The organism is Ensifer sesbaniae, assembly GCF_013283665.1.
Classification (GTDB): domain Bacteria; phylum Pseudomonadota; class Alphaproteobacteria; order Rhizobiales; family Rhizobiaceae; genus Ensifer; species Ensifer sesbaniae.
Window position 1 is genome coordinate 1,296,900 of record NZ_JABEKU010000001.1, and the last position, 23,095, is coordinate 1,319,994.

A 23,095-nucleotide genomic window follows, 5' to 3' on the forward strand; every position below is an offset into this window, starting at 1 on the left:
CGGCATCAAGGAAGAGAAAAGGCAAAACGGATGATTACGACCAAATCCCTGCGTCCCTCCCTCAAGACCGTTCTGAAGGCCTCGACGGTTGCCGGTCTTGCTGCGGTCATGCTGACCTCCGGTCTGCCGGCGCGTGTCTCCCAGTCCTTTGCGGAAGCAGTCAAGGTGGAAGCGCCGCCGGTGCCGAGCTTTGCCAATGTCGTCGACGCGGTCTCGCCCGCCGTCGTTTCGGTTCGCGTCCAGTCGCGCGTCAATCCGGTCTCCGAAGATGGCAGCGACTTCACCTTTGGCTTCGGCGGCCGTGGCTTCGACGAACTGCCGGACGATCACCCGCTGAAGCGCTTCTTCAAGGAATTCGGCCCGCGCGGCGATGACCATAGCGAGCGCGGCGGTCCGGGTCGCCGTGGCCCGCATGGCGAAGGTCGCCTGCGTCCGACGTCCCAGGGCTCGGGCTTCTTCATCTCCGAAGACGGCTACCTCGTCACCAACAACCACGTGGTTTCCGATGGCTCGGCCTTCACCGTCATCCTCAACGACGGCACCGAACTCGATGCCAAGCTGATCGGCAAGGACAGCCGCACCGATCTCGCCGTGCTCAAGGTCGATGACAAGCGCAAGTTCACCTATGTCGGCTGGGCCGATGACAGCAAGGTCCGCGTCGGCGACTGGGTGGTTGCTGTCGGCAACCCGTTCGGTCTCGGCGGTACCGTGACCTCGGGCATCATCTCCGCCCGTGGCCGCGATATCGGCTCCGGCCCCTATGACGACTACCTGCAAGTCGACGCTGCCGTGAACCGCGGCAACTCGGGTGGTCCGACCTTCAACCTCTCCGGCGAAGTGGTCGGCATCAACACCGCGATCTTCTCGCCGTCGGGCGGCAATGTCGGCATTGCCTTTGCGATCCCCGCGGCCGTTGCCAAGGATGTGGTTACCGACCTGATCAAGGACGGTTCGGTTTCCCGCGGCTGGCTGGGCGTACAGATCCAGCCCGTCACCAAGGACATCGCTGAATCGCTCGGCCTTGCGGAAGCAAGCGGCGCGTTGGTCGTCGAACCCCAGGCGGGTTCGCCGGGTGAAAAGGCCGGCATCAAGAAGGGCGACGTGGTGACTGCGCTGAACGGCGACACCATCAAGGATCCGCGCGATCTCGCCCGCAAGGTTGCCGCCATCCGCCCGGGCACGACCGTTGACCTGAGCCTCTGGCGCAACGGCAAGTCCGAAAGCGTCAAGCTGGAGATCGGCACGCTGCCGAAGGATGACAAGGAGGCCGCCAAGAGCCAGGACAGCCAGTCCGAAGACACGCAGCCTTCGAGCGAGCAGGCCCTAGCTAACCTCGGCGTCACCGTCGTCCCGTCCGATGACGGCAAGGGTGTCACCATCGCCTCCGTCGATGAGGACTCCGATGCCAGCGATCGTGGCCTGAAGACGGGCGAGAAGATCGTCTCCGTCAACAATCAGGAAGTGAAGTCCGCCGACGATATCCTGAAGGTCATCAACGCTGCCAAGAAGGACGGCCGTAGCAAGGCGCTCTTCCAGATCGAGGCCGAAAACGGCAGCCGCTTCGTGGCCCTCCCGATCGATCAGGGCTGATCGCGGCAGTCAAATGAATGACCGGAGCGCCGCGATTTCCACGTGATTTCGCGGCGCTCGCCGTTTGGAGCGGGATGAGGAAAAGTGTGTGCGGTGTTCCGCCCGCATCCCGCTCTCACCGACGAGAATCGATCACCATGAGTTTGGCTCGATCCGGCCGATACCATCGTGATCGAGGGCACTCGCCAATCCGGTGGCGGAAAGCCGAAACCGGTTGAGACAGACAGGGGTCCGGGACTATGGTCGCGCGTATGAAGATTCTTATCATTGAAGACGATCTCGAGGCGGCAGCCTATCTGGCGAAGGCCTTCCGTGAGGCGGGTATCGTTTCCGACCACGCCAGTGACGGCGAGAGCGGTCTCTTCATGGCCAGCGAGAACAGCTACGACGTTCTGGTGATCGATCGCATGCTGCCGCGCCGCGACGGCCTGTCCGTCATCACCGAGCTCAGGCGCAAGGACATCCACACACCGGTGCTGATCCTCTCCGCGCTTGGGCAGGTCGATGACCGTGTCAAGGGGCTTCGTGCCGGCGGCGACGACTATCTGCCGAAACCCTATGCCTTCAACGAACTGCTGGCGCGTGTCGAGGTGCTCGGCCGCCGCAAGGGCACGCCCGAACAGGATATGGTCTACCGCGTTGGCGATCTCGAACTCGACCGCCTGTCGCATTCGGTGCGCCGACAGGGCAAGGAGATCCCGCTGCAGCCGCGCGAGTTCCGCCTGCTCGAATATCTCATGAAGAATGCCGGCCAGGTCGTCACCCGTACCATGCTGCTCGAAAATGTCTGGGACTATCACTTCGACCCGCAGACCAACGTGATCGATGTGCATGTGTCGCGGCTGCGTTCGAAGATCGAGAAGGACTTTGACGTGCCGCTGCTGCGCACCGTGCGCGGCGCCGGCTACATGATCAAGGATGACCGGGCCTCCGCATGAGCAAGCTTCGCGTTCTCTTCAGAACGACCGCGGTTCGGCTTTCCGCCCTTTATCTCATTCTCTTTTCGCTCTGTGCAGCCTTTCTGGTGTTCTATGTCACCGGCATGTCGGAGCGGTTGCTGCAGCAGCAGACCCGTGACGCCATCACCGCGGAGGTGACGCAGATCGAGCAGGTCTACACGCGGGCCGGCATGAACGGCCTGCTGCGCTCGCTCGAGCGGCGCGCGCGGCAGCCGGGCGCCAATCTCTATGTTATCGCCGGGCCGAGCGGCGAGATCCTTGCAGGCAACGTCGCGAGCCTCGAGCCCGGACTGCTCGACAGCGAAGGTTGGACCGAACGCCCCTTTGCCTATCAGCGCTATACGGACGAGACGAAGAAGGACAGTCATGTGGCGCTCGCCCATGTGCTGGTGCTCGACAATGGCCTGCGCATTCTCGTCGGCCGTGACCTTCAGGAGCCGCAGAAGTTTCGCGCTTTGGTGCGTCAGGCGCTCATGGTAGCGCTCGGCGTCATGGGGCTTGGCGCGCTCGTCATCTGGTTCGGCATTGGCCGCAATGCCCTGAAGCGCATCGACCGCATGTCGGAGGCGAGCACCAAGATCATGGCTGGCGATCTCTCGCAGCGCCTGCCGATGAGCGGTTCCGGCGATGAGTTCGACCGGCTGTCGGAAAGCCTGAATGCCATGCTCGGCCGCATCGAGAAGCTGAACGAAGGTCTGCGCCAGGTCTCCGACAACATCGCCCACGACCTGAAAACGCCGCTGACGCGGCTGCGCAACAAGGCCGAAGCAGCACTCGCCCGCAAGGGCACGAGCCAGCGTGGCGCGCTCGAAGAGATCATCGGTGAGTCCGACCAGTTGATCCGGACCTTCAATGCGCTCCTGATGATCTCGCGCGTCGAGGCCGGCTCGTCCGCCGCCGAGATGAGCGAGATCAACCTCTCGCAGATCGTTGCCGATTGCGTCGAGCTCTATGAGCCTGTTGCGGAGGATGTCGGTCTGACGCTGGAAGCCGCAGTCGCGCAAAACATCACAATCTCCGGCAACCGAGAACTGGTTGGCCAGGCGCTCGGCAACCTTATCGACAACGCGATCAAGTATGCCGATGGCGCCGACAATCCGCTGATCAGGGTCTCGCTGGAAAAGCGCGATAGCCATGTACTCTTGTCCGTCGCCGATCACGGGCCCGGCATACCGGCAGCAATGCATGACGAGGTGGTCAAGCGCTTCGTTCGCCTCGATGAGAGCCGGTCCAAGCCGGGCACGGGCCTCGGATTGTCCTTGGTCGAGGCGGTCATGGAGATGCATCACGGCTCGCTGCGTCTCGCCGATACCGATCCGGCGGCGGGGGATGGTGGCAAAGGCCTGACGGTGCAGATGGTTTTCCCCGCGGCTGCAACCTGATAGACCGGTTCGTTGAGAACAGGAGACGAGCACGGCTTGCCGCTGCGTGGGATGTGCAGGCTGTTGCAAGGGGAGAGGGCATGCAGGACCAAGTGCAGCAGTGCTGGGAGATCGAGACGGCGCCAATCCGTCCGGCGAGCCAGGCCGATGCCAAAACGGCGCTCTCAGTGCTAAAGGACATGGCCAAGGGTCATGACCAGATCGCGAAACTGCTCGCCTCCGAAAGTCCGTTCAAGACCTTTATTGTCTCGGCCTTTGCGCTGTCGCCCTTCCTGCGCGATACGGGCGACAGCCGCCCGGCCATTCTCGAAGAACTCCTGTCCACCGATCTGACGGCCTTCCTGACCGAACGGGTGCGCCGCGCCCGCGATGCCTGGAAACCCAACGAAGGCGGCGCGGCCCTGCCGGACACGGAGATCATGGCGCGGCTGAGGCGGGCCAAACGCGAGCTCGCCTTCGCCGTGGCGCTCGCCGATCTCTCCCGGCACTTCGACGGCCGCGAAACCACGCGCTGGCTCAGCGATTTTGCTGGTGCTGCCGTCTCCGCAACCATCGATCACCTGCTGCTGAGCGCGCACGAGAGCGGCAAGCTGATCGTCAAGGACGTCGCCAACCCCAGCATCGGTTCCGGGGTCATCGTGCTTGGCATGGGCAAGCTCGGCGCCTTCGAGCTCAACTATTCCTCCGATATCGATCTCGTCGTCTTTTACGATCCGCAATCCGGCGTCATCGTCGACCGCGACGATGCCTCGGAGACCTTCGGCCGGCTGCTGCGCCGGCTGATCCGCATCCTGCAGGAGCGCAGCGGCGACGGCTATGTCTTCCGCACCGACCTGCGGCTGCGCCCCGACCCAGGCTCGACGCCGCTCGCGATTCCAGTCGAGGCGGCGATGCTCTATTACGAGAGCAGGGGGCAGAACTGGGAACGGGCCGCCTTCATCAAGGCGCGGCCGGTCGCCGGCGATATCGAAGCCGGTGAGCGGTTCCTCAGGGAATTGGTCCCCTTCGTCTTCCGCAAATATCTCGACTATGCGGCGATCGCTGACATTCATTCGATCAAACGGCAGATCCACGCCCACAAGGGCCACGGCGAAATCGCGGTCAAGGGACACAACATCAAGCTCGGCCGCGGCGGCATCCGCGAGATCGAATTCTTCGTGCAGACGCAGCAGTTGATCGCCGGCGGTCGCATGCCGGAGCTACGCCAGCGCGCCACCGAGCCGATGCTGCGCGCCCTGGTCAAGGCCGGCTGGATCGACGAGGAGACGGCTGATGAACTCGTAGAGGCCTATTGGTTCCTGCGCGACGTCGAGCACCGGATCCAGATGGTACGCGACGAACAGACCCATGTGCTGCCCGAGACCGAAGCGGAGCTGAAGCGCATCGCCTATATGCTTGGCTTCGACGATACGGCCGCCTTCTCGAAGGCGCTTTCGCGCGTGTTGAAGACGGTCGAGCGCCGCTACGCCCAGCTCTTCGAGCAGGAGGCGAAGCTTTCGATCGAGACCGGCAATCTCGTCTTCACCGGCCAGCGCGACGACCCGGATACGCTGGAGACGCTGAAGAAGCTCGGCTTCCAGCGGCCGTCGGACATTTCCCATACGATCCGCACCTGGCACTATGGCCGCTACCGCGCGACGCAATCGGTGGAAGCGCGCGAGCGCCTGACCGAACTGACGCCGGAGCTTCTGCGCGTCTTCGGCGAAAGCCGCCGAGCCGACGAAGCGCTGCTGCGCTTCGACAATTTCATTTCCGGCCTGCCGGCGGGCATTCAGCTCTTTTCGCTGCTCGGCAACAATCCGGGCCTCCTGTCGCTGATCGTCAACGTCATGTCGTCGGCGCCGCGGCTTGCCGAAATCATCGCCGCGCGCCCGCATGTCTTCGACGGCATGCTCGATCCGGGCCTCCTTGCCGAATTGCCGACGAGGGACTATCTCGCGCCGCGTATTGCCAATTTCGTCGGTGGCGCGCGACACTATGAGGAAGTGCTCGACCGCCTGCGCATCATTGCCGCCGAGCAGCGCTTCCTGATCGGCATCCGGCTTTTGACCGGCGCCATCTCGGGGGCACAGGCCGGCCGCGCCTTTACCGATCTCGCTGACCTGATCATCGCCGCGGCGGTGAAGGCGGTGCAGGACGAGATTGGCTCGGTACACGGCGATTTCCCCGGCGGCCGCATCGCCGTCGTCGGCATGGGCAAGCTCGGCAGTCACGAGCTGACCGCGGGCTCTGACGTCGATCTGATCCTGCTTTACGATTACGATGAGGCGGCGACCGAGTCCGACGGCCCAAAGCCGCTCGACCCGACGCGCTATTTCACGCGGGTAACGCAGCGCCTGATCGCCGCACTTTCCGCGCCGACGGCAGAGGGCATTCTCTACGAGGTCGACATGCGGCTTCGTCCGTCCGGCAACAAGGGGCCGGTCGCGACGAGGATCAATGCCTTCGCCAAGTATCAGCGCGAAGAGGCCTGGACCTGGGAGCATCTGGCCCTGACGCGGGCGCGCTGCATCTGTGGCGACGAAAGGCTGATCGCCGAGGCCAATGCAATCTTTGCCGAAATCCTCGGCCGTAAGCGAGATGTTGCCAAGGTCAGCGCCGACGTGATCTCCATGCGCGAGATGATCGACAGCGAGAAGCCGCCGAGCGATATCTGGGATTTCAAGCTGATCCCGGGTGGTCTCGTCGATATCGAGTTCATCAGCCAGTACCTGGCGCTCGTTGCGCCCGCGAAGGGCATTCAACCGCTGACATCAGGCACGAATACGGCCGATGCACTGAAGCTGCTCGGCGACTCCTTGATGAACCCCAATGATCTCGATGTTGCTCTGGAGGCGCTGCACCTCTTTACCGAGTTGTCGCAGATCGTGCGGCTGTGCATCGAGGGAGAGTTCGAGCCGAAGGAAGCACCGGCCGGGCTGATCGATCTCGTCTGCCGGGCAGGGGACTATCCCGACCTGAAGACACTGGAGGGAGATATCCGGCGGCTGTCGAAGTCCGCGCGGCGTGTCTTCCAATCGGTCGTTTCGGCGTGATGGAGTGCCTCAGGCTCGGTCGGGGATTCTGACCGAGATGATCGTACCGACGTTTTCCGTCGAGTGTATTTTCATGCTGCCGCCATGCAAGCGGGTGAGCGAGCGCGAAATCGCCAGCCCCAGGCCCGAGCCGCCCTTGCTCTTGGCATATTGGCTCTGCACCTGCTCGAAGGGCTGGCCGATCTTCTGAAGCGCGTCGCGCGGTATGCCGATGCCGGAATCGGCGATCGTCAGCGTCACGGCGCCGGTTACCTTGCGGGCACGAAGCGAAATGCGCCCGCCTTCATTGGTGAACTTCACCGCATTTGAAAGCAGGTTGAGCAATATCTGCTTCATGGCGCGGCGGTCGGCAATCATGGTGAGGCCGGACGAGATCTGCTGCACCACATGGATGTTCTTCTGTTCGGCCGGTATGGTGGTGAAGCGCAGCGTCTCTTCGATCAGCGGCGCCAGATCGATCGTCTCGCGGCTGATGCGCATGTGCCCGGCCTCGATCTTCGACATGTCGAGTATGTCGTTGATGACGTTGAGGAGATGCTTGCCGCTCTCGTGGATGTCGCGCGAGTATTCGTTGTATTTCTCCGAGCCGAGCGGCCCGAACATCTGGTTCTGCAGGATTTCCGAGAAGCCGAGGATGGCGTTGAGCGGCGTGCGAAGCTCGTGCGACATGTTCGCCAGGAATTCCGACTTGGCGCGGTTGGCCGCCTCGGCGCGTTCCTTTTCCGCCTGGTAGTTGGCGTTGGCGATCGACAGTTCGGTCTTCTGTCGCTCCAGCGTCATGCGCGACGCCGAAAGGTCGCCGATCGTCGCCATCAGCCGCCGCTCGGATTCGCGCAGGCGCACCTGATGCCGCTTCAGGAGGGTGATATCGGTGCCGACCGAGACGAGGCCCCCGTCGCGCGTGCGTCGCTCGTTGATCTGCAGCCAGCGTTCGTCGGCAAGCTGAACCTCGGTCGTCTGCGACTGGTTGCTGCGATCGGGATCGGCGATGCGCCGTTCCACCACCGGCCGCGCCGCGGCCGTCTGGACGGTGATGCGCTCGGTGCCTGGAACGAGCACGTGATCGGGAAGCTTGTAGGCTTCCTGGAAGTGGGTGTTGCACATGACGAGGCGGTCATGTTTGTCCCAGAGGACGAAGGCCTCCGACGTACATTCGATCGCGTCGGCGAGCCGTTGGTCTGCTTCGGCGTAGCGTTGGGCAAGTCGGTGCTGCTCGGTCACGTCCATGGCGATGCCGATCAGGTGCGCCCGCCCGGAAACGGTACGGATGATTTCCGCGCGGGCACGCAGCCACACATAGTGGCCGTCCGCATGTCGCATGCGGAAAACCTGGTCGATCTGGCGCGCGTCGCCACGCGCTATGGTCCGCGCCACGCCATAGATGCCGCGATCATCCGGATGCATCAGCCGCGCGGCGTCACCGAAGGAGAGCACGCTGTTTTCTCCGGGCATGCCGAGCATTTCGTACATCGAGCGCGACCAGAACAGCCGACGGTTGGCGAGGTCGAAATCCCAGAGGCCGCAGCGGCCGCGAGACAGCGCAGTCTCGACGCGTAGGTTGGATTCGGCAAAGACCGAGTCCGCGTCGCGAGCCCGCTTGGCCTGGATGTAATAGGCATAGAGCACCATAAGCAGGATGGCGGAGATGCCGGCAAAGAGCGTCACGTTGAGCGAGACTTCATCGCGCCAGGTGGTTTCGAGCTGCGTCACCGGCGTTGCGGCCAGCACCACTCCGGCCGCGTCAGGCAATTGCGCCAGTGCCACGATATGGTCGACGCCGACGATCGGCGTCTTCATGACGCTGGAGTGCTCGCCGAAATATTGCAGCGTCGCGATGTCGGGTGCGACGGCCGCGAGCGTCCGACCGATGAGCGGCCCGCCCTCCTGGGTGCTGGCGAAGATCCGGCCGTCCCTTCGGACTGCAAGGATGAACGTGCCGGGATCGAGCATGCCGGTGGGCAGATAATGGCTGAAGCGTTGCTCCACGTCCGAGCGGCGGCTCTGGTCAAAAAGGACAGCGCCGTCCGTCTGGAAGGCCGCAACGGCGGTTGCCGCCGCAAGCCCGACCGTCTGGCGCGAACTCTCTTCCATGCGGGCATGCTCGTCCATGATGCTGGACATGCGCGAGACCGCCACGATGATCAGGAATGCGATGATGAGGATCGGGATGGAGCGCTTGAGAATCGGCTCTGCGCTTGCCAGTCGCCGCGAGGTCGGTCCGGCAAAGATCTTCGCATGCGAGATGAACTCTTGCTCCAGGCGGCCGGCAAGCCCCGGAAACTTGAGTCGCAACCGCCCGTCGGCTGCGCTCGCCTGTCGCGCGTCCGCCATCTTTCCCAATTCTCAAAACCCTCTGATGATTCGGCGCGCCGCTCGCCCGAATCTGACTCAATGAATCACAGGGCGATTCGCCTTGTCCAGAGGCGCTGGTAAAGATTTCTTAACCATTTCTTATCGTTGGGAAATAATAGGCCGGGCCGCGCAAGCGGCCCGGCCCTGAAGAAAATCAACGGGTTCTACAGCACCGCGCGTCTTATGAGACGCGCAAAGGTTGCTGTAGCACTTTGGAAGTACTGCATGTTTTTGTCCTTTAATCGGCGACGATTTAAGGAAACATGCAGTAGGCTTCAGGCCTTGAGCATGCGCTCCACGATATCGCCGACATCGGCCGAAAGCCTCGGCGCTCCGGCAATCTCCTTCAGCGCCTTGCGGGCATGACCGGCGCGCTTGTCCTCGAGCGAGCGCCAGGAGCGCATCGAGGTCAGGATACGCGCCGCAAGCTGGGGGTTGCGCGGGTCGATGTCGAGGATCTGATGCGCGAGAAAGCGATAGCCCTCGCCATCGGCGCGGTTGAAGCCGGTCGGGTTGGCGAAGGCATAGGTGCCCACCAGCGAGCGCACGCGGTTCGGGTTGTTGCCATTGAACAGCGGTTCCGCCATCAGCGCCTTGACGCGGTCGAGTGTGCCGGCTCCGGGGATCGTCGCCTGAACGGCAAACCACTTGTCGATGACCAGTGCGTTGTCGGCGAAACGCGCGCGGAAGGCCGCAAGCGCTTCCGCGGTCTCGGCGGCATCCGGAAAGCGGTGCGCAAGCAGCGCCAGCGCATGGCTGAGATCGGTCATGTTGTTGGCGGCGGCAAAGGTCTCGGCGGCGCGCCCCGGTCCTTCGTCGCCCTGGACGAGGTAGGTGAGCGCACTGTTGCGCAGTGCCCGGCGACCGGCGCTTGCGGCGTCCGGGCTGAAAGCGGCCGTGGAGACGAGGTCGTCGGCCAAGTTGAGGAACGTGTCGCGCCCGGCGGCGGCAACGGCCGTCAGGATTTGCTGACGCGCGGCGTGGATTGCATCCGGATCGTTGTTGGTGCCGATCTCGCGCGCGATGTCGGATTCGCTCGGCAGTGCCAGGGCCTGGGAGCGGAAAGCGGGCTCCAGCGTTTCATCCGCGGCAGCGCGGATCAGGCCGTCGATGAGCGCCTGGTCGCAGGTGACCGGCTTTCCGGCGCGAACATTCGCCGTCGCCTCGACCAGATTGCTGAGTGCGATGGCGTTGAGCGCTTGCCAGCGGGCGAAGAGGTCGCTCTCGTGATGCGCGATCAGCGCAAGATCCTCGTCGCTCTGCTCGATGTGTAGGTTGATCGGCGCGGAAAAGCCGCGGTTGAACGACGGCACCGGGCGCGACGGAATGCCGGAGAAGACGACCGTCTGCTTGCGCTCCGTGAGATGCAGGACGTCGCCGGTGATGTCGGCGCCGGAGACCGCGGAAAGGTCGGCTTCGCTGCCGCCTTCGAGCAGCAGGCCCATCTTGAGCGGAATGTGCATCGCCTCCTTGGCACCCTGTCCGGGCGTTGCCGGAACGGTCTGCTCGAGCGATAGGGTGAAGGTCTGCTTGGCGGCGTCATAGGCGCCCGAAGCGGTGACCAGCGGTGTTCCCGCCTGATGGTACCAGAGGGCGAACTGGCGGAGGTCGCGACTGCTTGCCGCTTCGAAGCAGGCGACGAAATCCTCGATCGTCACGGCCTGGCCGTCATGCCGGTCGAAATAGAGGTCCATGCCCTTCTTGAACAGATCGCGGCCGAGGATGGTGGCGATCATGCGGGTGACTTCCGATCCCTTTTCGTAGACGGTCGTCGTATAGAAGTTGTTGATTTCGCGGTATTTCGTCGGTCGCACCGGATGGGCGAGGGGGCCGGCATCCTCCGGGAACTGCTCCGACTTCAGGTGCCTCACTTCCGCAATTCTCTTGACCGCCCGCGAGCGCATGTCGGCGGAGAATTCGTGGTCGCGGTAGACCGTCAGGCCTTCCTTGAGGCAGAGCTGGAACCAATCCCGGCAGGTGATGCGATTACCGGTCCAATTGTGGAAGTATTCGTGCGCGATGATCGCCTCGATATTGGCATAGTCCGCATCGGTCGCCGTTTCCGGGTCGGCGAGCACGTATTTGTCGTTGAAGATGTTGAGACCCTTGTTCTCCATCGCCCCCATGTTGAAGTCGGAGACGGCGACGATCATAAAGATGTCGAGGTCGTATTCACGGCCGAAGGCGTCTTCGTCCCACTTCATCGAGCGCTTGAGCGCGTCCATGGCGTAGGCCGCGCGTGGTTCCTTGCCGTGTTCGACATAGATCTTCAGTGCGACTTCGCGGCCGGACATCGTCGTGAACGTGTCTTCGACGACGCCGAGATCACCGGCGACGAGGGCGAAGAGGTAGCTCGGCTTCGGATGCGGATCGAACCAGGCGGCGAAATGACGGCCGTCGCCTATGTCGGCGCCGCCGAGATAATTGCCATTCGACAGCAGGAGCGGAGCGGATGCCTTGTCGGCGATGATGTTGACCGTGTAGACGGCAAGCACGTCGGGACGATCGGGAAAATAGGTGATGCGGCGGAAGCCTTCGGCCTCGCACTGGGTGCTGTAGATGCCGTTGGTGCGGTAGAGCCCCATCAGCTGCGTGTTCGTCTCAGGCGAAAGCAGGGTGGTGATGGTGATTTCGAAGGGGGCGGCTTCCGGCAGGCCGCGGATGGTCAGCGTATCGTCGGTAACATCGTAGAGGGAGGCCGCGAGCTCTTCCTGGTCCAGCAGCAAGCCGGTCATCTTCAGTTCGTCGCCATCGAGCAGCAGCGGCGCCGACGCGTCGACACCTTCGCGACGATGGAAGATCAATCGGGCTTCGACCTTGGTTTCCTTCGGATCGAGCTCGAAGGTCAGATCCACTCTCTCCAGAACGAAGTCGGTCGGCCGATAGTCTTCCAGATGAATGATCTGGCCAGTATTTGTCCGCATGGTCAGTCCCGCTTGCGCCGTTCTACTGGAGAATTTGTAGTGGGCGCCTGTGATGGTGAAAAGGCCAAGGGGCGAAAAGTCGGATAATGCCACACGATTGTGATGCCGGCGACCGCACTTTCGACAGAAAAGGCATGGTTTCCGATGGTCTTCCCGCTCCCTTATCGGATAGACGTGTATCGAAGTGGGACTAACAAGACATGAATTGGAAAGGTTTTTTTCGCCGCGGCTAAAGAAAGGCCTGACGTCGTTTTGCCAAACGTCAATCGATCAAGAAAAAACGCTATTCATCACGAAGTTTGATCCGACTTTGTTGCCGAGCGTCGCTAATGTGACGAAGTCCTGCGGCGGGGTTCTCCGCTGAAAAATCTCCAAACCAGCCCTCGTGTCTGCTCTGGCCGGCGGAGGCTGTTCGAAAAGTGCCCTCAATGGATGCGGAAGTCGAAAGCCCGATGAAGGGGATCCTGTTCAAGGTCCTTTCCGTCGTCATTTTCGTTTGCATGTCGACGCTGATCAAGGCGGCCGGAAACGAGATTGCCACCGGCCAGATCACCTTCTACCGCTCGGCCTTCGCCATGGTGCCGATCCTCGGTTATCTCGCCTTCCGCGGACAGTTGCGCGATGCCTTCAAGACCGCGGATTTCACCGGCCATATCGCGCGCGGCTTCGTCGGCATTCTCGCGATGAGCTTCGGCTTCTATGGGCTCGTGCACCTGCCGCTGCCTGAAGCCATCGCCATCGGCTACGCCATGCCACTGATCGCCGTTGCCTTCGCTGCGCTGTTTCTCGGCGAGACGGTGCGGCTTTATCGCTGGTCGGCGGTGGTCATCGGGCTGGTCGGCGTGATGATCATCACCTGGCCGCGGCTGACCCTTTTCCGCGAAGGCGGCTTCGGTTCGCTGGAGGCGCTGGGTGCTGCATCGGTGCTGATTTCGGCAGCCCTCGGCGCGGTTGCGATGGTGCTGGTGCGCAAACTCGTCAAGAACGAGCGGACCCATACGATCGTGCTCTATTTCTCGCTGTCGGCCTCGGTCTTCTCGCTGGCGACGCTGCCCTTCGGCTGGCCGTCGATCTCGCGCGAGGCCTTTCTGCTCCTGATGGTCGCCGGCTTCTGTGGCGGTGTGGCGCAGATTCTTCTGACCGAGAGCTACCGCCATGCCGACATGTCGACGATCGCGCCGTTCGAATATACTTCGATCGTGCTCGGCCTGATCATCGGCTATTTTCTGTTCGACGATATTCCGACGGCAACCATGCTGATCGGCACCGCCATCGTCGTCGGAGCCGGCATCTTCATCATCTTCCGCGAACATCGGCTCGGCCTCGAGCGCCGGGGCGCCCGCAAGCACATGACGCCGCAGGGCTGAGGCGAAGCGCGCGTTCATCTTCCGTCGATGACACTTACGAGTGCTGTTTCTCCCAGGCCGGAACCGTGTCGTCATCGATCAGCGGTTCCTGCGCCATCTGCTGGGCAACAGGGCTCGTCACGTCAGGCCCGGGTGTCGGCACCACGCTCGTTGCCTGGAAATCGGTCTTGGCAACCAGACCCTTGTGCTGTTCGCGCTGAAGGATACGCCAGGCGGCATAGCCGCCATAAAGGGCGAAATAGACGGCGAGAACGAGGAACAGCGCCGCCGGGCCAAAACGGTCCATGACCGGGCCGACCATAAGCGGGCCGGAGATCGTGCCGAGCCCGTAGGTGATCATCAGGCCGGAAGACGTCTCGACATATTCGTTCGGTTTGGCGAGGTCGTTCGCATGCGCGACATTCAGCGCGTAGATCGGAAACAGCACCGAGCCCACGAGTGCAGCGATGACGTAGAGGACCGCCGGTTGGCTGCCGATCGACGCCGACATCACCAGGCAGGAGACGACGCCGACGATGCCGCAGCCGACCATGACGATACGCCGGTCGATCTTGTCGGAGAGGCGGCCGATCGGGATCTGTGAGATCGCGCTGCCGGTCAGGAGCGAGGCGAGCAGCGTCGCACCCTCGGCGGTGGAAAGACCGATCTTCTGCGTGAAGACGCCACCGAGATTGAGCCACGCACCGGACAGTGCGCCGGCAAGAAAGCCGCCAACGACAGCGACCGGAGAACGGCGGAAAAGCGCAGGGATATCGAACTTCGCCTGCGCTGGTGGCGCGGGCATCGGCGAGGAGGAGAGCGCCGTCGGCAGCAGCGCCAGGGAAAACAGCACGCTGCAGAGCATGAAGAGCGACGTATTGGTCGGGTCGCCGAGCGGCACCATGTATTGGCCGCCTATGGTGCCGACCATCGTGGTGATCAAGTAGAGCGAAAACAACAGACCGCGGTTTTCGTTGGTGACGCGTTCGTTGAGCCAACTCTCGATCACGAGATAGCTGCCGGAGATGGCGAAGCCGGAGATCGCCCGAAACACGATCCAGGCGTGCCAGTCGACGATGAGACCGCAGAGCAGGATCGCGATCGATAGCAGCGTGATCAGCGCGGTGAAGACGCGTACATGGCCGACCCGCAGTACGAATTTCGGGGTGACGACACAGGAGAGCGTAAAGCCGACCGTATAGCCGGTGGCGATGACCGAGACGGTCAGCGTCGACCAGTTCTCGGCGACGGAGCGCACGGGGATCACATAGCTCTGGAGGCCGAAGGCGACCATCATGAGCAGGGTCGATACCATCAGGCTGAAGACGGAAGCGAGGCTGGCCAGCATCGGCGCTCCTGAAAACGTGGCACTTCGCCATCGAAGCCGATGACGAGCAAAGCGCAGGTGGAGCGAGGAACGGTCTGGCAAGGGCCGGATGAGCCTGACACTCCTACAACGCCGCGCGTCTTATCAGACGCGCGAAGGTCGCTGTAGCACTTTGATTTGCTGCATGTCTTCGTCCTTAAATCGAGGCCGATTTAAGGACGAAGACATGCAGCAGGTCGGGACGAGTGTGGCTCTATCCAGTTTTTCGGGCGCTGTCGATTGCGACAGCCGATGGCAAAAAGGCGGTACGCCTCTTTGTCGGCAGCACCTAGAGCATCCCGCTTTTCAAGTGGAATCGCTTGAAGCGGAAAGATGCTCTGGAAACGAGGTGTTAGAGCGACCTTAGTGCGTTCATCTGAACGCACGGCGTTCTAGTCATCTGGAACTGAAGTTCATTACATTGTACGCTTTGCCTGTTCATGGGAGGTTGAGCAATGGCAAATGCGACTGGCCGACCGACGGCACCATTGATTTTGAGCGAGGCGGAGCGGGAGTATTTGGAGCGGCAGGTGCGTAAGCATCGCGTTGCTCGCTCCATGTCAGAGCGGTGCCGGATCATTCTTCGCTGTGCCGACGGAATTGCGAGCAAGGTCGTTGCCGGCGAACTCGGCGTGCATGAACATACGGTTGGCAAATGGCGGCGGCGCTTTCTTAAAGATCGGCTCGATGGCCTGCTCGACGAAGTTCGCCCTGGCCGGCCCCGCACGATCGGCGATGATCAGATTGCTGCTGTGATCGAGCGCACGCTGCGTTCTACGCCCACGGATGCGACCCATTGGTCGATCCGCTCGATGGCAGGAGCCGCTGGTTTTTCGCACACGACGATCCGCCGGATATGGAACGCCTTCGGCCTGCAGCCCCATCGCACTGAGACGTTCAAGCTGTCCAGCGATCCCTTGTTCGTCGATAAGGTCCGCGACATCGTCGGTCTTTATCTGTCGCCTCCCAATCGGGCGCTGGTTCTCAGCGTGGACGAGAAGAGCCAAATCCAGGCGCTCGATCGCGAGCAGCCAGTGCTGCCGATGATGCCTGGCATGCCTGAACGGCGTACCCATTCTTATGTTCGGCACGGCACGACGACATTGTTTGCAGCACTCGATGTCGCCTCCGGCTTTGTCATCGGCAAATGCTACAAGCGGCATCGGGCCACCGAGTTCCTGGACTTCCTGAAGCAGATCGATGCGAACGTGCCGCCCGATTTGGACGTGCATATCGTGATGGACAACTATGCAACGCATAAAACTGCATCGATCAAGAACTGGCTGATGCGGCGGCCACGCTACCACGTGCACTTTACGCCAACCTCGGCCTCCTGGATCAACCAGGTCGAACGCTGGTTTGCGGAATTGACCCGCAAGCAACTACGACGTGGCGTCCATACTTCGACAGCTCAACTCGAAGCCGACATCAAAAGCTTCATCGAGCGCCACAACAAAAACCCCAAGCCATATCGCTGGACCAAATCCGCAGACGACATTCTCGCATCCGTCAAGCGCTTCTGTCAGAAGGTCGACAACAGCTTATGACACGAATTTCGGATTCAGATGACTAGTGTCCTGATTCAGAAGTTTCTGCCGATTTGTTTTGCACATCGGCGATTTGCAGGGTTGCCAGGCAAAAGCGTTTGATGGTGGCGAGGATATCGTCTGCCGATTTGGTCCATCGGAACGGTTTGGGATCGGTGTTGACGGCGTCGATATAGGCGGTGATTGCCGCCTCCAATTCAGCGGTGGAGCGGTGCACGCCGCGCCGGATTTGCTTTTCGGTCAGGTTGGCAAAGAAGCGCTCGACCTGGTTGAGCCATGACGCCGCCGTCGGGGTGAAATGAATGTGCCAGCGGGGCCGCTTGAGAAAGAAGCTGCGGATGGCGCTGGTCTTGTGGGTGGCGTAGTTGTCCATGACGATGTGGATATCAAGGTCTGGCGGCACGTTGGCTTCGATTTCGCGCAGGAATCTCAGGAATTCCTGCGCGCGGTGACGCTTGAAGCAGCGACCGATGATCTTGCCGGTGGCAGCGTCGAGCGCGGCGAAGAGCGAAAGTGTTCCATGCCGGGTGTAGTCGTGGCTGCGCCGCTCGATCTGGCCGGGCCGCATCGGCAACACCGGCTGGCTGCGATCGAGTGCCTGGATCTGGCTCTTCTCATCGACGCAGAGCACCAGCGCCCGCTCGGGCGGGTTGAGATAAAGGCCGACAATGTCGCGCACCTTCTCGACGAATAGCGCATCCGAAGACAGCTTGAAACTTTCGGCGCGATGCGGCTGCAGCCCGAAGGCCGTCCAGATGCGATGGATCGTCGAGGGCGCATGTCCGACCGCCCGTGCCATCGAACGCAGGCTCCAGTGGGTGGCGTCCGGCGGTGTCGTCTCCAGCGTCAACCGGATCGTCTCGGCGATCTCTTCGTCGCCGATCTGGCGCGGCGCGCCGGGACGCGGCTCGTCGTAAAGCCCATCGAGCCGCTGCTCGGCGAAACGCCGTCGCCATTTGGCCACCGTGTTCGGCATCGTGCCAAGCCGCGTGGCAATCTCCTTGTTCTCAACGCCGTCCGCGGCCATCAGCACGATCTGGGCCCGCCGCGCCAGGCCCTGCGCCGTGCCGCGGCGGCGAACCAATGTCTCCAGTTCACCGCGCTCCTCACCCGTCAAGACAATCGCAACCGCCGCTTTGCCCATCGATCATCCCCTTCTCAAACAGGGAAAATGATCGCACAAATTTATCGATCAGGACACCAGTTCGGCAGCAACGGGCTCACAGCCACGCGATGGGCGCGGCGCGCATCCTTCTTGGTGCTGAGAAGGGTGTATTCGCGCGAGGCGCGCACGGCAGTGCCAATGTCGGAGATCGAATCGAACAGGACCCTGAGGCTCGCGATGGGCTTCGTCATGGTTTCGTTCCTTTCATCGTCGCCGGCTAATTATGCCGACTTGTGCACGCGATACGCGGTCAAGCGTATCGCGTGGGGATCAGCGCTGGATGAAATCGGCGAAAATCTGCGCCGGACGGGTGGTCCGAGCAAGGCCGATCGCGGTCATCTGCTCATTGGCTGCCGTGCCGAAACGGTTGAACGGCGTCCGTTGGGCAGCACCGGTGTGACGGAGCGTCTCAAAGCTGCTGTGGATCGGACGAAAGCGGGCAGTCATGGTTCAATTCCTTATCCATTCCTCCCGTGCCAGCATATTGCGCTGCAACATCGCGTTTTGCAATGCGTCATAATGCGCCGCTGATATGCGCAAACCGCATGGCTTTCTTCATTCTTTGTTCATAAAGCAGGCCGACGCGTTGGCGCCGTATGCGCGTAAGGCGTTTTGGTGCGGATCAGCCGTGAATCCGGGCCTTGAAGGCAAGCAGGTCCTGCCAGGCGAAGCGCTTGTTGACCGGCGCGGTCACCAGATCCTGCGGGTGCAGGGTCGCAAGGGTCGGCACCGTGATGCCGCCGATCGGAAGCTCGCGCCATTCGCCGCGAAGCTGATGGATCGTATCGCTGCCGCCGAAGAAGAAGCGGGCGGTGAAATTACCCAATAGAAGCAGGTGTTTGGGTTCTGCAAGGGCGATCTGGCGTTCGATGAAGGGACGGCAGATATCGGCCTCGCGGGCCGTCGGTACGCGGTTGCCAGGCGGGCGCCAGGGCACGACATTGCTCAGCAGCACGTTTTCGCGGGCAAGACCGATGCCGGCGAGCATGCGGGTCAGCATCTCGCCGAGGCGTCCGGCAAAGGGCTGGCCGTCGCGATCGTCGTCGGCATAGGGCATCGGACCAACGACCATGATGCCGCTTGCCGAGTCGCCCTCGGCAAAGACGAGATTGCGGGCACTGTTTCTGAGGTTGCAGCCGGCAAAACCTTCCATCGCAACCCTGAGCTCGGCGAGCGATCGCGCCGATTCGGCGGCAAAGCGCGCCTCTTCGATCGCCTGCGCATCGGGAATGGCAACGGCAGGGGCGCTGACGGCCGGAGCCGGTGCGCGGTTTTCCCGGGATTGTGGCGGGGCAGCCGCGGCTGTCTGGCGCGCTGCTGGTTGCGTGGCGGGCGCCTCCGCACGGTTGCTGGCCGTCGCGGTGCGCGCATTGCTGCGCGCCGCCTTCATGGCCTCGAACTCGGCGAAGCGGTCGACCGGCTCCTCTTCCAGCAGCCATTCGACACCCGCATCCGCATGGAAGGCGAGGAGGGCGGCAAGCTCAGCCGGAGAGAGGTCGTGGGCGGAAATCATGGCCGCCAACCTAAACCATAAGCTGGCGGACCGGAACCGCTTTTCCGGCCCTCGGCATTCCTATCCAAGGTCATCGATGACGTCCGGTTCAAGCCGCATTCGCCGTCCAGTGGCCGATGTCCTCATGCTCCCCGATCAGCGCCAGGCCGTGGGCGATCGACAGCAGTTCGCCGCCGCTTTCGATGCGGTCGGCCTCGAAGCGACGCTCGAAGATGCTGCGCACGGCAGGAACGAAAGACGTGCCGCCGGTCAAGAACACCTTGTCGATCGACCCGGGCGCCGTCGCGGTCGACTGCAGCACGTCGTCGAGTGCGCCTTCGATGCGGGCGAGTTCCGGCGCGATCCAGCCTTCGAAATCGCTGCGGCGAACCGTTCGGCGCGACATTTCGCCGAGCGGGGCGAAATAGAATTCGGTCTCGTCTTCTTGCGACAGCCGCATCTTCGTCGCCGAGATCGCCTGATAGAGCGGGTAACCTTCGTCATGCTCGATCAGGTCGACAAAGGCTTCGAGCTTTTCCGGCTCCAGACTCTGGCGCACGAGCTGCTTCAGATCGGTGAAATCTTTCAATGTCTTGAAGATCGAAAGCTGATTCCAGCGACCGAAATTCGCGTAATAATTCGACGGCACTTCAAGCAGCTTGTCGAAGCTCTTGAAGAGACTCCCCTTTCCGATGAGCGGCGAGACGACGTTGTCGATGATGCGGAAGTCGAAATGGTCTCCGGCGACACCCACGCCCGAATGGCCGATCGGCGTCGCCGTCAGGCGCCCGGCCTTGGTCTCGAATCGGATCAGCGAATAGTCGGTCGTACCGCCGCCGAAATCGGCGACGAGGACCGTGGCGTCCTGCTTCAGGTTCTGGGCGAAGTAAAAAGCGGCCGCCACCGGTTCGTAGACGTAGTGCACCTCCGGGAAGCCGAAGGCAGAAAGGGCTGCGCCGTAGCGTTCCAGGGCGAGCGCCGGATCGGGGCTGGAGCCGGCGAAGTGCACCGGGCGGCCGACGACGATGCGGCTATACTGATCCATCCAGCCGTCGCCGGCATAGTCGCGCAGCTTGGTCAGGAACACCCGCATCAGGTCCTCGAAGCTGTGGCGCTTGGCAAAGACCTGCGTGCCCTGGAAGAGGGGGCTTGCGGCAAAGGTCTTGATCGACTGCAGGAAACGACAGTCGCCCGGATTGTCGATGAAGGCGCGGATCGCGGCCTGGCCGGCCTCGACCTTCAGTGCCTGGGCACCAAGATTGGTGTCCTTCATGAAGGAAAGTGCGGTGCGCATGGCGTCGGTCGTGCCGGCAAGGCTGTCGAACCGCATCGAGTGGGTGGCGTCGCCGGCGGCAACGGCAAGCACGGAATTGGTGGTGCCGAAGTCGAAGCCCAGTGCCTTGGCCATATGGTGGTCTCCTTGCGTCTGGCGTCGCTGCGCCGCCCGGAGCAAGCCGGCGGCGCGCAACGCAACATGAAATTTTGTCGGGCCATTTCCGCATGTCAGGCGGCCGGCACCGAAGGCGGCAGAAGACACGTCGTCCGGACGCCAGGGGGGCGCCTTCTCGAGTGCCGTTTGCAAATGGGATGAGCCGGCGCGAACCGCCGGAAGGGTGTGGCGGCCTCGTGGCATGGCTCTTCGGCAAAAGCAAGGCCGAATGGCTCATAGCGTCGGTACGCGACAAAATGGTGTATTTACGTTTACGTGCACGTCATATAGACATTTGCCCTAAACTCATGACCTCATGCGCAAAAGCGGGCATCGTCTGTCGCATCCCGGCTCGACAAGCCAAACTGCATTTGCCATGACGGCATGATATATCCTGGGAACTGAACCGGCAGAAGACCGGTGAGACTGGAGAGACCGTATGACCGAGCAAGATCTGCCCGAACGCGAGAGCATGGAGTTCGACGTCGTGATCGTCGGCGCGGGGCCGGCCGGTCTCGCGGCGGCGATCCGGCTGAAGCAGGTCAATCCGGAGCTTTCGGTGGTGGTGCTCGAGAAGGGCGCCGAGGTCGGCGCGCACATCCTGTCGGGTGCGGTCGTCGATCCGATCGGCATCGACCGGCTGCTGCCGGGCTGGCGTGAAGAGGCGGACCATCCGTTCAAGACCGACGTGACGGATGACCACTTCCTGTTCCTGGGCCCTGCCGGCTCGATCCGCCTGCCGAACGTCCTGATGCCGCCGCTGATGAACAATCACGGCAACTACATCGTTTCGCTCGGCAATGTCTGTCGCTGGCTGGCCACCAAGGCGGAGGAACTCGGCGTCGAGATCTATCCGGGCTTTGCCGCAACCGAAGTGCTCTACAACGACGAAGGTGCCGTCATCGGTGTCGCCACCGGCGACATGGGCATCGAGCGCAATGGCGAGCCGGGCCCGAACTTCGCCCGCGGCATGGCGCTCTTGGGCAAATACACGCTGATCGGCGAGGGCGTGCGCGGCTCGCTCGCCAAGCAGCTGATCGCCAAGTTCAAACTCGACGAAGGGCGTGACGTCCAGAAATTCGGCATCGGATTGAAGGAGCTCTGGCAGGTCAAGCCGGAGAACCATCGGCCGGGCCTGGTGCAGCACTCCTTCGGCTGGCCGCTTGGCATGAAGACCGGCGGTGGTTCGTTCCTCTACCATCTCGAAGACAACCTGGTGGCCGTCGGCTTCGTCGTGCACTTGAACTACAAGAACCCCTATCTCTACCCGTTCGAGGAGTTCCAGCGCTTCAAGACCCATCCGGCGATCCGCGGCACCTTCGAGGGCGGCAAGCGGCTCTCCTATGGCGCGCGCGCGATCACCGAGGGCGGCTACCAGTCGGTGCCGAAGCTTTCCTTCCCGGGTGGCGCACTGATCGGCTGTTCGGCCGGCTTCGTCAACGTGCCGCGCATCAAGGGCAGCCACAACGCCGTCCTGTCGGGCATTCTCGCGGCCGAGAAGCTGGCGGCGGCGATCGCCAACGGTCGCGCCAATGACGAGCCGATCGAGATCGAACGTGGCTGGCGCGACAGCGCCATCGGCCAGGACCTGAAACGGGTCCGCAACGTCAAGCCGCTGTGGTCGAAGTTCGGCACGGCGGTGGGCGTCGCACTCGGCGGCTTGGACATGTGGACCAACCAGCTCTTCGGCTTCTCCTTCTTCGGCACGTTGAAGCACGGCAAGACCGATGCGCAGTCGCTCGAGCCGGCATCGCAGCATCAGAAGATCGACTATCCGAAGCCGGATGGCGTCTTGACCTTCGACCGGCTGTCCTCGGTGTTCCTGTCGAACACCAACCACGAGGAGGACCAGCCGATCCACCTGCAGGTCAAGGACATGGGGCTGCAGAAGCGCTCCGAGTACGACATCTATGCCGGTCCGTCGACGCGCTACTGTCCGGCCGGGGTTTACGAGTGGGTGGAGAAGGACGGCAAGCCGACCTTCGTCATCAACGCGCAGAACTGCGTGCACTGCAAGACCTGCGACATCAAGGATCCGAACCAGAACATCAACTGGGTGCCGCCGCAGGGTGGCGAGGGTCCGGTCTATCCAAATATGTGATATCGGTTGGTCCTCATGGAACGAAGAAGAGCGGCGCCGGTCTCCCGGCGCCGTTTCTCTTTCATACGCGGTCGACGAAGTCGGCGATGCGGGCGCCATCTCAGCCGCGCATTGCTTTTCGAACGCCCCGGCGACGCTATTTGGCCACCCGCTGCGGTAACCGGGTCCGGGTGTCACGCCATTACCAGCGCAGCAAACAGTCCTCACTCGCGCCTCAGAGTTGTTCAGGCATTGGGAAAGGCACTCGTTGACGCAAATGGAAAAGTCCTTGCCGGAAAACCCCGTTAGCTTTCATGGTGTCATCGGCTCGACGCCGACGAATCTGCAGGCTTTCGGTCCCTGTTGTTTCGAGTTGGACCGAGCTTGTGACGCTGTCGATCCCTGCGGTGAGATCGGCAGTGCGACGG

At 62.4% G+C, this 23,095-nt stretch carries 15 protein-coding genes; 7 read left to right on the forward strand and 8 right to left on the reverse strand.

Features of this window, described 5'->3' with window-relative positions:
- Positions 1 to 30: 30 nt before the first annotated feature.
- The 4 genes from BHMPCIPO_RS06295 (at position 31) to BHMPCIPO_RS06310 (ending at position 6,966) form a co-directional block, all read left to right on the forward strand.
- Positions 31 to 1,590, forward strand: a complete 1,560-nt coding sequence (locus BHMPCIPO_RS06295; RefSeq protein ID WP_173515963.1) for a Do family serine endopeptidase — start codon at positions 31 to 33, stop codon at positions 1,588 to 1,590.
- A 239-nt stretch (positions 1,591 to 1,829) separates the two neighbouring features.
- A complete protein-coding gene (locus tag BHMPCIPO_RS06300) occupies positions 1,830 to 2,528 on the forward strand; it encodes a response regulator transcription factor (protein ID WP_173515964.1) in 699 nt (232 codons plus the stop codon).
- Positions 2,525 to 3,931, forward strand: coding sequence for a sensor histidine kinase (locus BHMPCIPO_RS06305; protein WP_173515965.1), 1,407 nt, complete (start codon positions 2,525 to 2,527; stop codon positions 3,929 to 3,931). Before BHMPCIPO_RS06300 ends, BHMPCIPO_RS06305 begins: the two co-directional genes overlap by 4 nt.
- A gap of 80 nt (positions 3,932 to 4,011) precedes the next feature.
- The gene (locus BHMPCIPO_RS06310) at positions 4,012 to 6,966 is read left to right on the forward strand and encodes a bifunctional [glutamine synthetase] adenylyltransferase/[glutamine synthetase]-adenylyl-L-tyrosine phosphorylase (protein ID WP_173515966.1); all 2,955 of its coding nucleotides are present in this window, start codon (positions 4,012 to 4,014) and stop codon (positions 6,964 to 6,966) included.
- A 9-nt stretch (positions 6,967 to 6,975) separates the two neighbouring features.
- On the opposite strand, the gene BHMPCIPO_RS06315 is transcribed toward BHMPCIPO_RS06310, so the two are convergent.
- Together BHMPCIPO_RS06315 and pepN are read right to left on the reverse strand one after the other, a co-directional pair.
- A complete protein-coding gene (locus tag BHMPCIPO_RS06315) occupies positions 6,976 to 9,306 on the reverse strand; it encodes a PAS domain-containing sensor histidine kinase (RefSeq protein WP_173515967.1) in 2,331 nt (776 codons plus the stop codon).
- 287 nt (positions 9,307 to 9,593) lie between these two features.
- Positions 9,594 to 12,242: an aminopeptidase N gene (gene pepN / locus BHMPCIPO_RS06320; RefSeq protein WP_173515968.1), complete on the reverse strand. Its 2,649-nt coding sequence runs from the start codon at positions 12,240 to 12,242 to the stop codon at positions 9,594 to 9,596.
- Positions 12,243 to 12,670: 428 nt separating this feature from the next.
- Here pepN and BHMPCIPO_RS06325 point away from each other — a divergent pair, with 428 nt between their 5' ends.
- Entirely contained in the window at positions 12,671 to 13,609 is a 939-nt protein-coding gene (locus BHMPCIPO_RS06325) for a DMT family transporter (RefSeq protein ID WP_173515969.1), read from the forward strand.
- A 34-nt stretch (positions 13,610 to 13,643) separates the two neighbouring features.
- Here BHMPCIPO_RS06325 and BHMPCIPO_RS06330 read toward each other — a convergent pair whose 3' ends face one another.
- Complete coding sequence (locus tag BHMPCIPO_RS06330) at positions 13,644 to 14,936, reverse strand: MFS transporter (RefSeq protein WP_173515970.1); 1,293 nt, start codon at positions 14,934 to 14,936, stop codon at positions 13,644 to 13,646.
- 473 nt (positions 14,937 to 15,409) lie between these two features.
- On the opposite strand from BHMPCIPO_RS06330, the gene BHMPCIPO_RS06335 reads away from it, so the two are divergent.
- Positions 15,410 to 16,501, forward strand: coding sequence for an IS630 family transposase (locus tag BHMPCIPO_RS06335; protein ID WP_173515971.1), 1,092 nt, complete (start codon positions 15,410 to 15,412; stop codon positions 16,499 to 16,501).
- Between the two features lie 22 nt (positions 16,502 to 16,523).
- Here BHMPCIPO_RS06335 and BHMPCIPO_RS06340 read toward each other — a convergent pair whose 3' ends face one another.
- From BHMPCIPO_RS06340 to BHMPCIPO_RS06360, 5 genes are all read right to left on the reverse strand, one after another.
- Entirely contained in the window at positions 16,524 to 17,645 is a 1,122-nt protein-coding gene (locus BHMPCIPO_RS06340) for an IS630 family transposase (protein ID WP_173515064.1), read from the reverse strand.
- A 41-nt stretch (positions 17,646 to 17,686) separates the two neighbouring features.
- Positions 17,687 to 17,857, reverse strand: a complete 171-nt coding sequence (locus BHMPCIPO_RS06345; protein ID WP_173515972.1) for a hypothetical protein — start codon at positions 17,855 to 17,857, stop codon at positions 17,687 to 17,689.
- A gap of 79 nt (positions 17,858 to 17,936) precedes the next feature.
- Positions 17,937 to 18,113, reverse strand: coding sequence for a hypothetical protein (locus tag BHMPCIPO_RS06350; protein ID WP_156134297.1), 177 nt, complete (start codon positions 18,111 to 18,113; stop codon positions 17,937 to 17,939).
- Between the two features lie 175 nt (positions 18,114 to 18,288).
- Entirely contained in the window at positions 18,289 to 19,179 is an 891-nt protein-coding gene (locus tag BHMPCIPO_RS06355) for a uracil-DNA glycosylase (RefSeq protein ID WP_173515973.1), read from the reverse strand.
- 88 nt (positions 19,180 to 19,267) lie between these two features.
- Positions 19,268 to 20,566 (reverse strand): Hsp70 family protein, encoded by a 1,299-nt coding sequence (locus tag BHMPCIPO_RS06360; protein WP_173515974.1) that lies wholly within the window; start codon positions 20,564 to 20,566, stop codon positions 19,268 to 19,270.
- A 460-nt stretch (positions 20,567 to 21,026) separates the two neighbouring features.
- On the opposite strand from BHMPCIPO_RS06360, the gene BHMPCIPO_RS06365 reads away from it, so the two are divergent.
- Entirely contained in the window at positions 21,027 to 22,688 is a 1,662-nt protein-coding gene (locus tag BHMPCIPO_RS06365; protein WP_173515975.1) for an electron transfer flavoprotein-ubiquinone oxidoreductase, read from the forward strand.
- Positions 22,689 to 23,095 lie beyond the last annotated feature (407 nt).

Coding starts and splice junctions, on each gene's coding strand:
- BHMPCIPO_RS06310 (WP_173515966.1), top strand. CDS start 4,012: ATGCAGGACCAAGTGCAGCAGTGCTGGGAGATCGAGACGGCGCCAATC.
- BHMPCIPO_RS06360 (WP_173515974.1), bottom strand. CDS start 20,566: ATGGCCAAGGCACTGGGCTTCGACTTCGGCACCACCAATTCCGTGCTT.
- BHMPCIPO_RS06335 (WP_173515971.1), top strand. CDS start 15,410: ATGGCAAATGCGACTGGCCGACCGACGGCACCATTGATTTTGAGCGAG.
- BHMPCIPO_RS06340 (WP_173515064.1), bottom strand. CDS start 17,645: ATGGGCAAAGCGGCGGTTGCGATTGTCTTGACGGGTGAGGAGCGCGGT.
- BHMPCIPO_RS06350 (WP_156134297.1), bottom strand. CDS start 18,113: ATGACTGCCCGCTTTCGTCCGATCCACAGCAGCTTTGAGACGCTCCGT.
- BHMPCIPO_RS06295 (WP_173515963.1), top strand. CDS start 31: ATGATTACGACCAAATCCCTGCGTCCCTCCCTCAAGACCGTTCTGAAG.
- BHMPCIPO_RS06365 (WP_173515975.1), top strand. CDS start 21,027: ATGACCGAGCAAGATCTGCCCGAACGCGAGAGCATGGAGTTCGACGTC.
- BHMPCIPO_RS06330 (WP_173515970.1), bottom strand. CDS start 14,936: ATGCTGGCCAGCCTCGCTTCCGTCTTCAGCCTGATGGTATCGACCCTG.
- BHMPCIPO_RS06345 (WP_173515972.1), bottom strand. CDS start 17,857: ATGACGAAGCCCATCGCGAGCCTCAGGGTCCTGTTCGATTCGATCTCC.
- BHMPCIPO_RS06325 (WP_173515969.1), top strand. CDS start 12,671: ATGGATGCGGAAGTCGAAAGCCCGATGAAGGGGATCCTGTTCAAGGTC.
- pepN (WP_173515968.1), bottom strand. CDS start 12,242: ATGCGGACAAATACTGGCCAGATCATTCATCTGGAAGACTATCGGCCG.
- BHMPCIPO_RS06355 (WP_173515973.1), bottom strand. CDS start 19,179: ATGATTTCCGCCCACGACCTCTCTCCGGCTGAGCTTGCCGCCCTCCTC.
- BHMPCIPO_RS06305 (WP_173515965.1), top strand. CDS start 2,525: ATGAGCAAGCTTCGCGTTCTCTTCAGAACGACCGCGGTTCGGCTTTCC.
- BHMPCIPO_RS06300 (WP_173515964.1), top strand. CDS start 1,830: ATGGTCGCGCGTATGAAGATTCTTATCATTGAAGACGATCTCGAGGCG.